This window comes from Pseudomonas sp. 37 R 15, from assembly GCF_900004865.1.
In the GTDB taxonomy this organism is placed as follows: Bacteria; Pseudomonadota; Gammaproteobacteria; order Pseudomonadales; family Pseudomonadaceae; genus Aquipseudomonas; species Aquipseudomonas fluorescens_AM.
On record NZ_CVTV01000062.1, the window covers coordinates 59,549 to 73,121 of the forward strand.

At 61.7% G+C, this 13,573-nt stretch carries 12 protein-coding genes; 6 read left to right on the forward strand and 6 right to left on the reverse strand.

All coding sequences use genetic code 11. The features are described from left to right. Nucleotides 1-4 precede the first annotated feature (4 nt). Entirely contained in the window at nt 5-229 is a 225-nt protein-coding gene (locus BFQ04_RS27505) for a YgdI/YgdR family lipoprotein (RefSeq protein ID WP_057722473.1), read from the reverse strand. A gap of 188 nt (nt 230-417) precedes the next feature. Here BFQ04_RS27505 and BFQ04_RS27510 point away from each other — a divergent pair, with 188 nt between their 5' ends. Continuing rightward, entirely contained in the window at nt 418-2,064 is a 1,647-nt protein-coding gene (locus tag BFQ04_RS27510) for a VRR-NUC domain-containing protein (protein WP_065953481.1), read from the forward strand. Continuing rightward, nucleotides 2,061-4,319 (forward strand): ATP-dependent DNA helicase, encoded by a 2,259-nt coding sequence (locus BFQ04_RS27515; RefSeq protein ID WP_065953482.1) that lies wholly within the window; start codon nt 2,061-2,063, stop codon nt 4,317-4,319. The genes BFQ04_RS27510 and BFQ04_RS27515 overlap by 4 nt, the downstream gene beginning before the upstream one ends. Nucleotides 4,320-4,385: 66 nt before the next feature. On the opposite strand, the gene BFQ04_RS27520 is transcribed toward BFQ04_RS27515, so the two are convergent. Beyond that, nucleotides 4,386-5,336: an alpha-E domain-containing protein gene (locus BFQ04_RS27520; protein WP_065953483.1), complete on the reverse strand. Its 951-nt coding sequence runs from the start codon at nt 5,334-5,336 to the stop codon at nt 4,386-4,388. A 2-nt stretch (nt 5,337-5,338) separates the two neighbouring features. Then, on the reverse strand, nt 5,339-6,748 hold the full coding sequence (locus tag BFQ04_RS27525) for a circularly permuted type 2 ATP-grasp protein (protein ID WP_065953484.1): 1,410 nt from the start codon (nt 6,746-6,748) through the stop codon (nt 5,339-5,341). A gap of 428 nt (nt 6,749-7,176) precedes the next feature. On the opposite strand from BFQ04_RS27525, the gene BFQ04_RS27530 reads away from it, so the two are divergent. The 3 genes from BFQ04_RS27530 to BFQ04_RS30205 all read left to right on the forward strand — a co-directional run bounded on the left by BFQ04_RS27530 (nt 7,177) and on the right by BFQ04_RS30205 (nt 8,166). Then, nucleotides 7,177-7,722: a hypothetical protein gene (locus BFQ04_RS27530; protein ID WP_043050489.1), complete on the forward strand. Its 546-nt coding sequence runs from the start codon at nt 7,177-7,179 to the stop codon at nt 7,720-7,722. Nucleotides 7,723-7,807: 85 nt separating this feature from the next. Continuing rightward, nucleotides 7,808-8,020 (forward strand): hypothetical protein, encoded by a 213-nt coding sequence (locus BFQ04_RS27535; RefSeq protein WP_065953485.1) that lies wholly within the window; start codon nt 7,808-7,810, stop codon nt 8,018-8,020. An 11-nt stretch (nt 8,021-8,031) separates the two neighbouring features. Beyond that, complete coding sequence (locus tag BFQ04_RS30205; RefSeq protein ID WP_256544624.1) at nt 8,032-8,166, forward strand: hypothetical protein; 135 nt, start codon at nt 8,032-8,034, stop codon at nt 8,164-8,166. A gap of 54 nt (nt 8,167-8,220) precedes the next feature. On the opposite strand, the gene BFQ04_RS27540 is transcribed toward BFQ04_RS30205, so the two are convergent. Further along, nucleotides 8,221-9,567: a cation:proton antiporter gene (locus BFQ04_RS27540; protein ID WP_065953486.1), complete on the reverse strand. Its 1,347-nt coding sequence runs from the start codon at nt 9,565-9,567 to the stop codon at nt 8,221-8,223. A 237-nt stretch (nt 9,568-9,804) separates the two neighbouring features. Beyond that, the gene (locus tag BFQ04_RS27545; RefSeq protein ID WP_065953487.1) at nt 9,805-10,245 is read right to left on the reverse strand and encodes an Lrp/AsnC family transcriptional regulator; all 441 of its coding nucleotides are present in this window, start codon (nt 10,243-10,245) and stop codon (nt 9,805-9,807) included. 109 nt (nt 10,246-10,354) lie between these two features. Here BFQ04_RS27545 and BFQ04_RS27550 point away from each other — a divergent pair, with 109 nt between their 5' ends. Then, nucleotides 10,355-11,254: a DMT family transporter gene (locus tag BFQ04_RS27550; protein WP_065953488.1), complete on the forward strand. Its 900-nt coding sequence runs from the start codon at nt 10,355-10,357 to the stop codon at nt 11,252-11,254. Between the two features lie 96 nt (nt 11,255-11,350). Here BFQ04_RS27550 and BFQ04_RS27555 read toward each other — a convergent pair whose 3' ends face one another. Beyond that, the gene (locus BFQ04_RS27555) at nt 11,351-13,330 is read right to left on the reverse strand and encodes a peptidase U32 family protein (protein ID WP_065953489.1); all 1,980 of its coding nucleotides are present in this window, start codon (nt 13,328-13,330) and stop codon (nt 11,351-11,353) included. Between the last annotated feature and the right edge of the window lie 243 nt (nt 13,331-13,573).

A 13,573-nucleotide genomic window follows, 5' to 3' on the forward strand; every position in this document is an offset into this window, starting at 1 on the left:
AGGTTTATTGTTCCTTGCGCACCGTTGCCACGTCATCGGCCTTGATACGAATACGCTTGCCGGCGATGTCGGTGAATTCATAGAAACCGTCGGCGGTCTTGGCGTTGGGTGTGTCCTTGGTCAGATACTGTGTGCCGTTTTGCAACGTGACCACCGTTTGCGTGGAGCAACCGGCCAATACCAGAAAAGTGAGTGCAACCAGCGGCAGACCCAAATTCTTCATGTTCATTACCCTTACCTTTAACCCTGAAAAGTCCCGCAGCGTCTGGCTACGGGGCATAAATGTTACGCGATCAGCTCCCTCATCTGATCGCTTTTTTTCAAAAAGTTGCAGGCGCCATTTATCTATTACTGATTGCAACAAAGCGTTTGCAGCGTCATTCTGTATGCATAACCAGTAGTTGATCGCTTTGTGCCATGGCCAACCCCCTCGAAGACCCCTTGTATTACCTGCACAACTTCCGCCAAGTGCTTGCGTGGTTGGAGCAGCGCTATGCCGATCTGCTCGACCCGGACGAATTGCAGTTCATTCAGCAATTCGACAGGTTGCCGCAGGCGTCGCAAGCGTTATTGGTGCGCATGGTCATGCGCAAGGGCGTGCATTTTCGTGGAGGCAAGCTCAATTACCTGGAAATCGGCTGCCCGCATGCGGCCATGCAGCCATTGCTGGCGCTCGGTTGGGTCGAGGACCACTGCCTGTTGGGCTTTGAAGAACTGTTCGGTTTGCTGCAAAAAAGCGAGCTGCTCGCGGCCTTCAAGCCCTGGATCGAGCAACCCAAGGGCCGCAAAACCGACTGGCTGGAGCCATTGGCTGCGCAGTTCAATGAGAGCCGCAGCTTCGCCCTTTGGTGCCCCGACCTGCAGGATGTGCTCTACAGCCTGACAGTGATGCAGTTGTGCGACCGCCTGCGCCTGATGTTTTTCGGCAACCTGTACCAGGACTGGTCGGAGTTCGTGCTGGCGGACCTGGGTATCTACACCTATGAGAAGGTTGCGTTCTGCGCCGAGTCCCGAGGGTTGCGCAGCCGCGCCGACGTGGAGGGCTTTTTGTTCCTGCACCAGTGCCAGCAGGCTTTTGATGCGGGCCAGGCGCTGGAAACGGTGTTGGCGCACATCGCCACGCTGCACACCGACAACCCCTGGCTGGAAAAACGCCGCGCCAAATTGCTTTTCCAGATCGGCCAATACTGCGAGCGCAGCGCTGAGTTGAGCGTGGCCGAGCAGATCTATCGTGGCTGCGCCTATCCCGGCGCGCGTGCGCGGTTGATCCGCGTGCTGGAGCGCCAGGAGGCCTATGCACAAGCCCTGGCATTGGCCGTGGCGGCGCAACAGGCGCCGCAAAGCGCTGCCGAGCAGCAACACCTGCTGCGCGTAGTGCCGCGTCTGCGGCGCAAGCTGGGTGAGCCCAAGGTGCCCAAGGCCAAGCCGCGAGCCGTCACGCGCCTGGACCTGGCACTGACACCGCCGCAACCGCTGATGTCGGTGGAATATTGCGTGCAGGCCCACCTGAGCGAGCCGGGCGCGCCGGTGCATTACGTGGAAAACGGCCTGATCAATTCGCTGTTCGGCCTGCTGTGCTGGGACGTGATCTTCGCGCCGCTGCCCGGCGCGTTTTTCCACCCGTTCCAGCGCGGGCCTGCCGACCTGCACAGTGAGGACTTTCATCAGCGCCGAACCGAGTTGTTCAGCACCTGCTTTGAGCAACTGCGGGACGAGCGCTACAAGATCACCATTCGCCAACGCTACGTGGACAAGTGGGGCATTCAATCGCCCTTTGTATTCTGGAACCTGCTCAGCGAAGAGCTGCTGGAGCAAGCCCTGACCTGCCTGCCAGCCGAACACCTGCGTTACTGGTTCGAGCGGCTGCTGCTGGATATCCGCGCCAACCGCACCGGGATGCCTGACTTGATCCAGTTCTGGCCGGCGCAGAAAACCTACCGCATGATCGAGGTCAAGGGCCCTGGCGACCGCCTGCAGGACAATCAACTGCGCTGGCTGGAGTTCTGCGGCGAGTACCAGATGCCGGTCACGGTCTGCTATGTGCGCTGGGCAGAGCCCGCTTGAGCTATAGCGTCGCGGTGCGGGCGTTGTGCGAGTTCACGGCCAAGGTCGGTGACCTGGACTTGCGCTTTACTCCCTCGCCCAGTGCCCAGGAAGGCATCGTCGGCCATCGCACGGTGGCGTCGCGGCGCAGCGCGCATTACCAGAACGAAGTCGCGCTTGAGGGTGAGTACGAGCAACTCAAGGTGCGGGGCAGGGCGGACGGCTATGACCCGGACAGCAACCGCCTCGAAGAGGTAAAAACCTATCGCGGCGACCTTAAGGCCCAGCCCGCCAACCATCGGCAATTGCATTGGGCCCAGGTCAAGGTCTATGGCTGGTTGATGTGCCAGAAGCTGGGGCTCGATGAGATCGAGCTGGCGCTGGTGTATTTCGATATCGTCGGCGAGGGCGAGACCCTGCTCAAACAGCGCTTTGCCGCGCCCGACCTGGAGCGCTTCTTCAACCAGCAATGTGCGCTGTTCCTGGACTGGGCCCACCAGCAGATGCAACACCGTGAAGCGCGCAACCGCGACGCGCAAGGCCTGGCGTTTCCCCATGCGCAGTTTCGCAGCGGCCAGCGTTCGCTGGCCGAATCGGTCTACAAGGCGGTGAGTACCGGCCGTTGCCTGATGGCCCAGGCGCCGACCGGCATCGGCAAGACCGTCGGCACCCTGTTTCCGATGCTCAAGGCCCTGGCACCGCAGCAGTTGGACAAGGTGTTTTTCCTGACCGCCAAGACCCCGGGCCGCAAGCTGGCGCTGGATGCCGCCCAAGTGCTGTACGACAGCAGCCCCGAACTGTCCCTGCGGGTGCTGGAACTGGTGGCCCGGGACAAGGCCTGCGAGCACCTGGACAAAGCCTGCCACGGCGACTCGTGTCCGCTGGCCAAGGGCTTTTACGATCGCTTGCCCGCCGCCCGCCAGGCGGCAGCCAGGGTTCGTCTGCTCGATCAGCGTCACCTGCGGGAGGTCGCGCTGGCCCATGACGTCTGCCCCTATTACCTGAGCCAGGAAATGGCGCGCTGGACCGACGTGGTGGTTGCCGACTACAACTACTATTTCGACTTCGGCGCCATGCTCTTCGGGCTTGCGCAGCTCAATCAGTGGCGCGTCGCCGTGCTGGTCGACGAGGCGCATAACCTGGTCGAGCGCGCGCGTTCGATGTACAGCGCCAGCCTCGACCAGTACAGCCTCAAGACGCTGCGCGACAGCGCCCCCGAGCCGCTGAAAAAGCCCTTGCAGCGCTTGAACCGTGAGTGGAATGCGCTGCACAAGGACCAGCTTGCGCCGTATCAGGCGTACGCGGCCAAACCCGACAAGCTGCTCCAGGCCCTGAGCCTGTGTGCCAGCGCCATGGGCGACTATTTCAACGACCACCCCGAAGCCCTCAGCGGCGACTTGCAGGCCTTTTACTTTGAGGCGCTGCAATTTAACAAGGTGGCCGAGCTGTTCAATGAACACTTCATCTTCGATATCAGCAAGCGCGCCTTCAGCGCCAAGCGCAGCAGCTCGACCCTGTGCCTGCGCAACGTGGTGCCGGCCGAGTTCATCCGGCCCAGGTTGACGGCTGCGCGCAGTAGCGTGCTGTTCTCCGCGACCCTCAGCCCCCGCCACTACTACGCGGACTTGCTCGGGCTGCCGACGGACACCGCCTGGGTCGACGTCGAATCGCCGTTCAAGGCCGAGCAATTGAAAGTGAGCATTGTCGAGCGCATCTCCACGCGGTTCGTGCACCGCCAGGCGTCGCTGGAACCCATTGTGGAATTGATCGCCCGGCAATTCGCCACGCAGCCGGGCAACTACCTGGCATTTTTCTCCAGCTTCGATTACCTGCAACAAGTCGCTCAGCTGCTGGCCGAGCGGCACCCGCAGATTGCTCTGTGGCTGCAGTCGCGGGGTATGGCCGAGGCTGAACGCCAGGCCTTTCTGGACCAGTTCACCCCGCACAGCCAGGGCGTGGGTTTTGCGGTACTGGGCGGCGCCTTTGGCGAAGGCATCGACTTGCCCGGCGCGCGCCTGATCGGCGCGTTTATCGCCACCCTGGGCCTGCCGCAGCTCAATCCGGTGAATGAACAGATGAAAGCGCGCATGGGCGCAATCTTCGGCGCGGGCTATGACTACACCTATCTGTATCCCGGTATCCAGAAAGTGGTGCAGGCGGCGGGGAGGGTGATCCGCAGTCAACACGACCGGGGCGTGGTGATGTTGATCGATGATCGCTTTGGTGAGGCGCGGGTGAGGCAATTATTGCCGCGTTGGTGGGCACCAACGACCTGAGGGATACACAGCCATTCAAATGTGGGAGGGGGCTTGCCCCCTCCCACATTGGCACTGTGTTGGGGCTTAGACCACTTCCAGGTAGGAGCTTTGTATCGCCCGCGCCAGTTCGCGCACGGTGTCGATGAAGTCGGTCAGCCGGGTGTGCAGCCCATCTTCCAGAATCTCATCGATGCCGGTGTACCGCAGGCGTGCCTCGAACTCGGCCGCCAGGCGCTGCGCCGTGCGGCCGTAACTGCCGGGCAGGACGGCGAGGATGTGGCTCAGTTCCTCGATGCACGCATGCAGCGAGCGCGGCACGTCGCTGCGCAACAGCAGCAGCTCGGACACCGAACGGGCGTTCAGGGCATTCGGGTACAGCTCGGTGTAGGCTTCGAACGAAGACAGCGCCCGCAGCAGGGCACTCCACTGGTAATAGCCGCGTGCCGACAAGTCGCTGACTTCTTCGGACTCTTCACCAAACATCTCATAACGCGCATCCAGCAGGCGCAGGGTGTTGTCCGCACGTTCGACAAAGGTGCCCAGGCGAATGAATCGATAGGCGTCATTGCGCATGATGGTGCCGGAGGTTGCGCCGCGAAACAGGTGCGAGCGTTGCTTGACCCAGTCACAGAAATGGCTGATGCCATGCCGCGCCAGGCCGCCGGCGGCGATGCTGCGCATTTCCAGCCAGGTGGCGTTGAGGTTTTCCCACATGTCGGCGGTGATGCGTCCGCGCACTGCATGGGCATTGCCCCTGGCAGCGCGCAGGCAGTTGTAGATACTGGCCGGGTTTTCTTCATCCAGGGCGAAGAAGTGCAGCATGCGTTCGGCGTCCAGTTGCTGATGGCGCTCAAGGTAGCTGTCCAGGGTGCCGCTGCAGAGCAACGACATCGCCAGTTCATCGAGCCCATCGCTGCGCCCGGCCTGGGGCATCAACGACAGCGAATAACTGACTTCCAGCATGCGCGCCAGGTTCTCGGCGCGCTCAAGATAGCGGGACATCCAATACAGATCTGCGGCGGTTCTACTCAACATACTCAGCCCTCCACCACCCAGGTGTCTTTGGTTCCGCCGCCTTGCGACGAGTTGACGATCAGTGAGCCTTCCTTGAGCGCTACACGGGTCAGGCCGCCGGGCACCAGGCGGGTTTCCTTGCCCGAAAGCACGAACGGGCGCAGGTCGATATGCCGCGGCGCGATGCCGTTTTCGACGAAGGTCGGGCAGGTGGACAGGCTCAGGGTCGGCTGGGCGATATAGGCATGGGGACGCGCCTTGATGCGCTGGCGGAAGTCCTCGATCTCGGCAGCGCTGGAAGCCGGGCCCACCAGCATGCCGTAGCCGCCCGAGCCCTGGGTTTCCTTGACCACCAGGTGTGCAAGGTTGGCCAGCACGTGGGACAGTTCATCCGGCTTGCGGCACTGGAAGGTCGGTACGTTTTGCAGAATGGGTTCTTCATCCAGGTAAAAGCGGATCATTGCCGGTACATAGGGGTAGATCGACTTGTCGTCGGCCACGCCGGTGCCGATGGCGTTGGCCAGTACCACGTTGCCCGCGCAATAGGCGGCAACCAGGCCGGGCACGCCGAGCATCGAGTCGGGGTTGAACGCCTGCGGGTCGAGGAAGGCGTCATCGATGCGCCGGTAGATGACGTCCACCGCCTTGGGGCCGTCGGTGGTGCGCATGAATACCTTGAGCTCGTGCACGAACAGGTCGGCGCCTTCCACCAGCTCCACGCCCATTTCCCGGGCCAGGAAGGCATGCTCGAAGAAGGCACTGTTGAAGCGCCCGGGGGTGAGGACCACCACGTTGGGGTTGTCCAGGCGGCTGGCGCTTTTCAGGGTCTTGAGCAGCAGGTTGGGGTAGTGGTCCACCGGCGCGATGCGCTGCCTGGCGAACACTTCCGGGAACAGGCGCATCATCATCTTGCGGTCTTCGAGCATGTAGCTGACGCCGCTGGGGGTGCGCAGGTTGTCTTCGAGTACGTAGTAGGTGCCGTCGCCGTCACGCACCAGGTCGACGCCGGAGATGTGCGAGTAAATGTCGCGGTGCAGGTCCAGGCCAACCATTGCCTTTTGATAGCCCTCATTGCCCAGCACCTGGTCTGCCGGGATGATCCCGGCCTTGATGATGCGCTGGTCGTGGTAGATATCGGCGAGAAACATGTTCAACGCGGTGACCCGCTGGATACAGCCGCGCTCGATCACGCTCCATTCGCTGGCGGGAATGCTGCGCGGGATGATGTCGAAGGGGATCAGGCGCTCGGTGTCCTGCTCGTCGCCGTACAGGGTGAAGGTGATCCCGGCGCGGTGGAACAACAAATCCGCTTCACGGCGACGCTGGGCCAACAGTTCCGGCGGCGTATTGGCCAGCCAGCGGGAGAAATCCTGATAATGCGCACGGCAGGCGCCGTCTGCGTCATTCATTTCATCGAAGAAAGATCGAGCCATTCCAGTACCTTGTCAGTGCCCAGCCTTGCTTGGTTGGCAGCTTGCTTGGGTGGCACTGCCGCTAAAAAACGCTTTTCTTATGAGCCTGTGGCTAAGGGTGCCAACAGGCCTGGTCCTTACTTTCTTATGGAGTCGGCTCTGGGTCGGGGGGTAACGAATGCTCCTGTTTACCGGCGGATGAATGGATTAAGCAAGGCGTGTGCCGTAACGGCCGTCAATACCGGTAAATCCTCTGTAGGAGCGAGCTTGCTCGCGAAGAACTCAAGAGCAATGGGTTTAACCAGATTGGCGCGTCATCGTTGACGATCTTCGCGAGCAAGCTCGCTCCTACGGGGGGCGCAGGGTGCTCTGATTTGGTGCGCGACGAACTTGAACTTCACCCTGGCCCGCCTCTTCTAATGAGCCTTGAAACCGTATGGAGCGCCATCGTGCCCAGAATCATTTCGCCCAACACCCCGGAAGCGGCGTTGACCGACCACAGCGAGCACAACGCCAAGATCTTCGGTTCGCCCAAGGACCGTCTCGACTTCTATCGTCGCGAGATCCAGTACGAAACCAGTATCCTGGCCAACCGCACCGACGCCTACCTCACCGCCCAGTCATTCCTGGTGATTGCCTTCGTCTCCGGAATGGGCAACCTGAACCCGGAGTGGGGCAAGTTGTTCACCCTGGTGGTGCCGGTGATTCTCGCCGCCCTGGGTATTCTCAGCTCACTCAACGCCTGGCCCGGCATCCGCGCGGCCTACGAGATCATCGATCACTGGCACTACAAGCAGAGCGAGCTGCTGCGCAGTGAGCCGGTGATGGGCATGGCCTACGATGAATCGCCGTTGTTTTCCGAAATGGAGTCAACCCACAAGGGCTATCGCAAGTCACTGCTGTTTTCCATGCGGGCGCCGTGGTTGTTCATGGTGTTCTGGCTGGTGTTGGGCATCTATGCTTTTTACATCCAGGTCGACAACCCACTGCGATGAGCAATTGGACGGAACTTCCCCCGTTAACCCAGCGCCTTAGCTGTACGGGGTACAGATTCCCCACAAGCCTGCAATGAGGTGCGCCATGACCACAGATAACGATCCCCAGACCACTAACCGCAACGACCCGGCGATCGACGCTGGCAAGCCGGGCCCCGGCACTGCTGCCGATGCGCCCAAGGACCCGACGCCGGCAAGCGACCCGGGTGCCGAAGAAAACGACTACAGTCCAGACTTCAAGTCTGAGCCTGAGCACAAGCCTGAAACCGACGCCGATATCGATACCCAAGGCGGTTAGAGGAGAGAGTCATGTCAAAAGAAGTGGACGAAGAACTCAACGATCCGGGCAATGAAGACCCGGGCTCATTGATGGACGATGCCGAGGTGCCGCTCAACGATCTGGATGACGCGGCGGACCTCGGCAACACAGAAAATCAGGACTGATCCGGCGACGGGCCCGGGGGAATGCAGTGTTAATCCCCTGGCGCGGCCCAGGATTCAATTTTTTTGCGCGGCGCGCCGTTCGTACCACACCAGCATGGGCTGGGTGCTCAAGCCATGCACCATCACGCTCAACGCAATCACTGACAGGGTGAGGTTCACCGCCACGGCGCTGCTGGTGCCGATCAGCCCGTGGTTGAGGGCATAGAACAGATAGTAGATGCTGCCGATTCCGCGAATGCCGAACCAACTGACCAAACTGCGTTGGCGACGGTCCATCAGCCTGCCCCAAGGCATGGCGAACACGCTAAGCGGGCGAATCACGCAAAACAGTAACGCGGCCAGCCCCAGCGCGCGCCAGTCCCAATGGCTGACCAGCACGATACCCAGCACCGTCACCAGGAACACCTCCATGGAGCGCTCCACCAGGCTGCCGAAGGCGAGCATATCGCCCATCATTACGCCGGCCGCGATCTGCGTGTCCTGCAATTGGCTGACATCACCATGCAGGGCTTGTTCAGGCTCGATCTCCAGGTGGCCCACCACCGGCTGCGCCAGATGCTCGGCGGGTGTCTGGGCGTAACCGGTGGATTTGAACTCGGCCTGGCGCAGCCCCAGGCCCGCCGCGAACACCGACAGGAAGCCATAGCCGCCGATGGCTTCGGCGCTCACATAGGCCAGGGCGATCAGCGCCAGCGTGAGGTAGTCATTGGGTGACAAGGTGCTGTCGGCATTGATCAGGCGCATGCGCAAGGTCACACGACCGATGCCACGCCCCATCCAGTAACCCGTCAACAGCCCGGCCGGCACCGCCCATACCAGGTTTTTCAGCACCCAGCCGCCGAGCCAGTCGCCATCGAAACCGCCATGCTGCATGAACAGCAGGCCGAAGATCACAAAGGGAAAGGCGGTGCCGTCGTTCAGACCGGCTTCCCCGGACAGGCCGAACCGCAGCGGGTCGTAGTCCTGGGCGTTGTTGACCTGAACCAGGCCGGCCAGTACCGGGTCGGTGGGCGCCAGCATCGCGCCCACCAACAGCGACGCCCCCCACGACAACTGGAACAGGTAATGCAGCGCCAGGCAGGTGCCGAGGATGGTCAGCAGCATCACCGGCCCGGCCATGCCAAAAGCGATACGCCAGGTACGATGCCTGAGCGGCAGGCGCAGTTTCAGACCGCTGACGAACAGCGAAAACAGCACCGCGACTTCCGTCAGGTGCTCCATCCAGCGAGCGGAACCCTTGACGTCCAGGTGCAACAGGTCCACGCCCAACGGGCCAATGGCGATGCCCAACAGCAGGCACACCGCCGAGGTGGTCACCGGCATCCAGCGCAGGTAGGAAGAGGTGAGGGCGAGGGTGAGCAGCACTGCGCCCAATACGGCCAGCCATAGAATAAATGTCATCGAACGAGTACCGGGGCCGTGGTTTGTGCAGGTTTTGAGGGCGGCTGCAGGGCGCAGGTTCAATGTGATTGCATTCAGTTGCCGCGCACGCCATCGAGGCTTAAATCGACGGCTGTAGCGCAACTATGTGGGAGGGGGCTTGCCCTCGATAGCAGTGTGTCAGTCTCCGAGATGCTGACTGACCCTGCGCTATCGGGGGCAAGCCCCCTCCCACAGGTTTGTGCGGTGTACTGTCAGTCATTCGGTCAACGGCGGCAAACGCCGCTTCACCGGAGTTTTCTTGACAATTGCTGTGTTGGTCTCGGCGTAGGCGTTGAGCCGGTCGAGCAGCGTGTCCAGATGATCCATGGTGCGCACATGCAGGCGGGCGATGAAGCAGTCTTCACCGGTGACCTTGTCGCACTCGGTGAATTCGGGAATCGCCTGGATCTGTCGTTCCACTTCCTGCAACTTGCCGGGCAGGGGACGGATACGCACGATGGCTTGCAGCAGGTAGCCGAAGTGCCTGGGGTCGATATCGACGGTGTAGTGGGTCAGCACACCGCGTTCCTCCAGGCGGCGCAAGCGTTCGCCGACACTCGGCGAAGACAGCCCGGTGATGCCGGCCAGGGCCTTGAGGGACAGGCGCGAGTCATCCATCAAGGCGGCGATGAGTTGCTGGTCGATGGTGTCAATCATGGAATCTGCCTAATTAATAAAGGTCATTCGTGGCTGCGGCCTTTTTTAGTCGCTGGAGCGGCTGCGTGCCAGATTGCCATAATTGAGCCTCACTTGAGGAGCATCAATTATGGATACCGCTATCCGTCGCGGAATGTGGGAAATGATCGCCGCCATGCTGATCTCCGGCACCATTGGCTGGTTTGTGCTGGTGTCCGGCGTGTCGGTGATCGAGGTGGTGTTCTGGCGCTGCGTGATCGGCGCGCTGGCGCTGTTGCTGGTGTGCGCCTTGCTCGGTTACCTGAGGCTGGACCTGCTCAGTTGGGCCAGGTTCGGGCTGGCGGTACTCAGTGGCGTGGCCATTGTCGGCAACTGGCTGCTGCTGTTCGAATCCTACTCGCGCGCTTCCATCGCCATCAGTACGGCGGTGTATAACGTGCAACCGTTCATCTTGGTGATGCTGGCGGCGGTGTTTCTCGGTGAGCCGATCACCCTGCGCAAAATGACGTGGCTGAGCGTGGCGTTCCTGGGCATGCTGGCCATTGTCACGGCCCATGGTGAGCAGCCGGGCGGCGGCGACTATCTGGCAGGCATCGCACTGGCCCTGGGCGCGGCTTTTCTGTATGCGGTTGCCGCGCTGATCATCAAGCGGCTCAAGGCGGTGCCGCCGCATTTGATGGCGTTGATCCAGGTGAGCACCGGTGCCGTGTTGCTCGCGCCGCTGGTGCCCTGGGATCGTTTGCCCGCATCGACCGATGCCTGGGCGGCGCTCGCGACCCTGGGCCTGGTGCACACGGGTTTGATGTATGTGTTGTTGTACGGGGCGATACAGAAGCTACCGACCGCCATGACCGGCGCGTTGTCGTTCATCTACCCGATTGCGGCGATTTTCGTCGACTGGATCGCGTTCGGCCATCGCCTGGGATGGCTCCAATGGCTGGGTGTGGCGGCGATTCTGTTGGCGGCGGCGGGGTTGCAGCGGGGCTGGTGGTGGCCGCGTAACCTCGTTAGGAGCGAGGGGAACGCCTAGTTCTTGCTCGCGAAGAACGTTAACGATAACGCAGCGCATCGGGTCGACACGCGGCGTCCTTACGTTTTTCGCGAGCAAGCTCGCTTCTGCAGAGGGTCAGTGCGTGCCCTGAAAGATGACGTTTTCCGGGTTGAAATGCTCGACGGCGCTGCCCGGCTGCGGCAATCCGAGGATATGCCCCTTGATCTTGCCGACCACATGCATCTCGCACGGTTTGCAGTCGAACTTCAGCGTCAGTACCTCGTCGCCATGGATCAACTGCATCGGCGCCACTTTGGTCTTCACGCCCGTGACGCCCTTGGCCTGTTTGGGGCACAGGTTGAACGAGAACCGCAGGCAGTGCTTGGTGATCATCACCGGTACTTCGCCGGTTTCTTCGTGGGCTTCGAAGGCTGCATCGATCAGCTTCACCCCGTGACGGTGGTAGAAGTCGCGGGCCTTCTGGTTGTAGACGTTGGCCAGGAACGACAAGTGCGCGTCCGGGTACACCGGCGGCGGCGAGGTCTCGGCCTTGCGCCCGCCACGCGGGTGCAAGGCCACGCGAGCGGCGGTCAGTGCCTCGATCACTTCACGGCGCAACGCCTTGAGCTGCGAGTTGGGGATGAAGAATGCCTGCGGCGCATCCAGCTCGATCCGGGTGGCGTGGTACTCGGTGGTGCCGAGCTGGCCCAGCAGGTCGCGCAGCGTGTCCAGGGCCTGTTCCGGCTTGTTGGCCACGCCGAACGGGCCGGGCAGGGTGACGCTGGCGCTGATGCCTTCTTCGCTGGTGGCGGTGACGTCCAACTGCGCTTCACGCAGGCGCGCCACCCATGACAGGCCTATACGGCGCTCGGCCGAGGTCTTGAGCAGCGCCTGTTGCCAGTTGTGGTCCAGGTTGCGGTTCAACGGGTGATTGGGGCGCAACTGATGCAGGCCGGCCGGCATTTCGTTGGGTTCGACGCGGTAGCGATAGCGCTTCTCGCCGTCTTCCTCGAATTCGCCCTTGGGTTCGGCGATGTTGGCGCGGAAACCTACCACTTCACGCTTGACCAACACATTGAGACCGTCGCCGTTGGACAGCGGCTCATGGGTGATGACCTGCAAGTCGCGCTTGCCGGCCTTTTCCACCACGCCCACCGGCAGGCCGGTGAAGGTCGGGGTATCGAAGGCACCGATGTCGATCTTGCGGTCGCTGACAAAGTAGTCGGTACTGCCACGGTGGAAGGTTTTTTCCGGGTCGGGCAGGAAGAAATGCGCGGTACGCCCGCTGGAGGCGCGAGCCAGGTCCGGGCGGTCTTCGAGGATCTCGTCAAGGCGCTGGCGGTAGTAGGCCGTGATGTTCTTCACGTAGCCCATGTCCTTGTAGCGGCCTTCGATCTTGAACGAACGCACGCCGGCTTCGACCAGCGCGCGCAGGTTGGCGCTCTGGTTGTTGTCCTTCATCGACAGCAGGTGTTTTTCAAAGGCGACCACGCGGCCCTGATCATCTTTCAAGGTATACGGCAGGCGGCACGCCTGGGAGCAGTCGCCACGGTTGGCGCTGCGGCCGTTCTGCGCGTGGGAGATATTGCACTGCCCGGAGAACGCCACGCACAAGGCGCCATGAATGAAGAACTCGATAGCCGCATCGGTCTCATCGGCAATGGCGCGGATCTCTTGCAGGTTCAGCTCGCGGGCCAGTACCAGTTGGGAGAAACCGGCCTGGTCGAGAAACTTTGCCCGGCCCAGGGTGCGGATATCGGTCTGGGTACTGGCGTGCAGTTCGATGGGTGGAATATCCAGCTCCATCACGCCCAGGTCTTGCACGATCAGCGCATCCACACCAGCGTCATAGAGCTGGTGGATCAGCTTGCGAGCCGGCTCCAGCTCGTTGTCATGCAAGATGGTGTTGATGGTGGTGAACACGCGGGCGTGGTAACGACGGGCGAATTCCACCAGTTGAGCGATATCGCTCACCTCGTTACAGGCGTTGTGAAGGGCGCCGAAGCTTGGCCCGCCGATATAAATGGCGTCGGCGCCATGCAGGATAGCCTCGCGCGCGATGGCCACATCGCGGGCAGGGCTGAGCAATTCCAGGTGATGCTTGGGCAAGGACATAGTTTTTTTAGTCAGGCTTGTCACGGTCGAGGCGCGCATTGTAGCTGTGAAATGCCGGACCGGCATCTACCACTGGGGTGTGAGCGCAGCGTGTGACCAATGTGGGAGGGGGCTGCTCCCAGTGGCGGCCTCCCAGCCGACAGCTACTCACTGACACGCCTCGGTTCAATGTGGGAGGGGGCTTGCCCCCGATGGCGGCCTCCGGGCCGACCAGGATGCTGGATCAGACCGAGTACATATCCG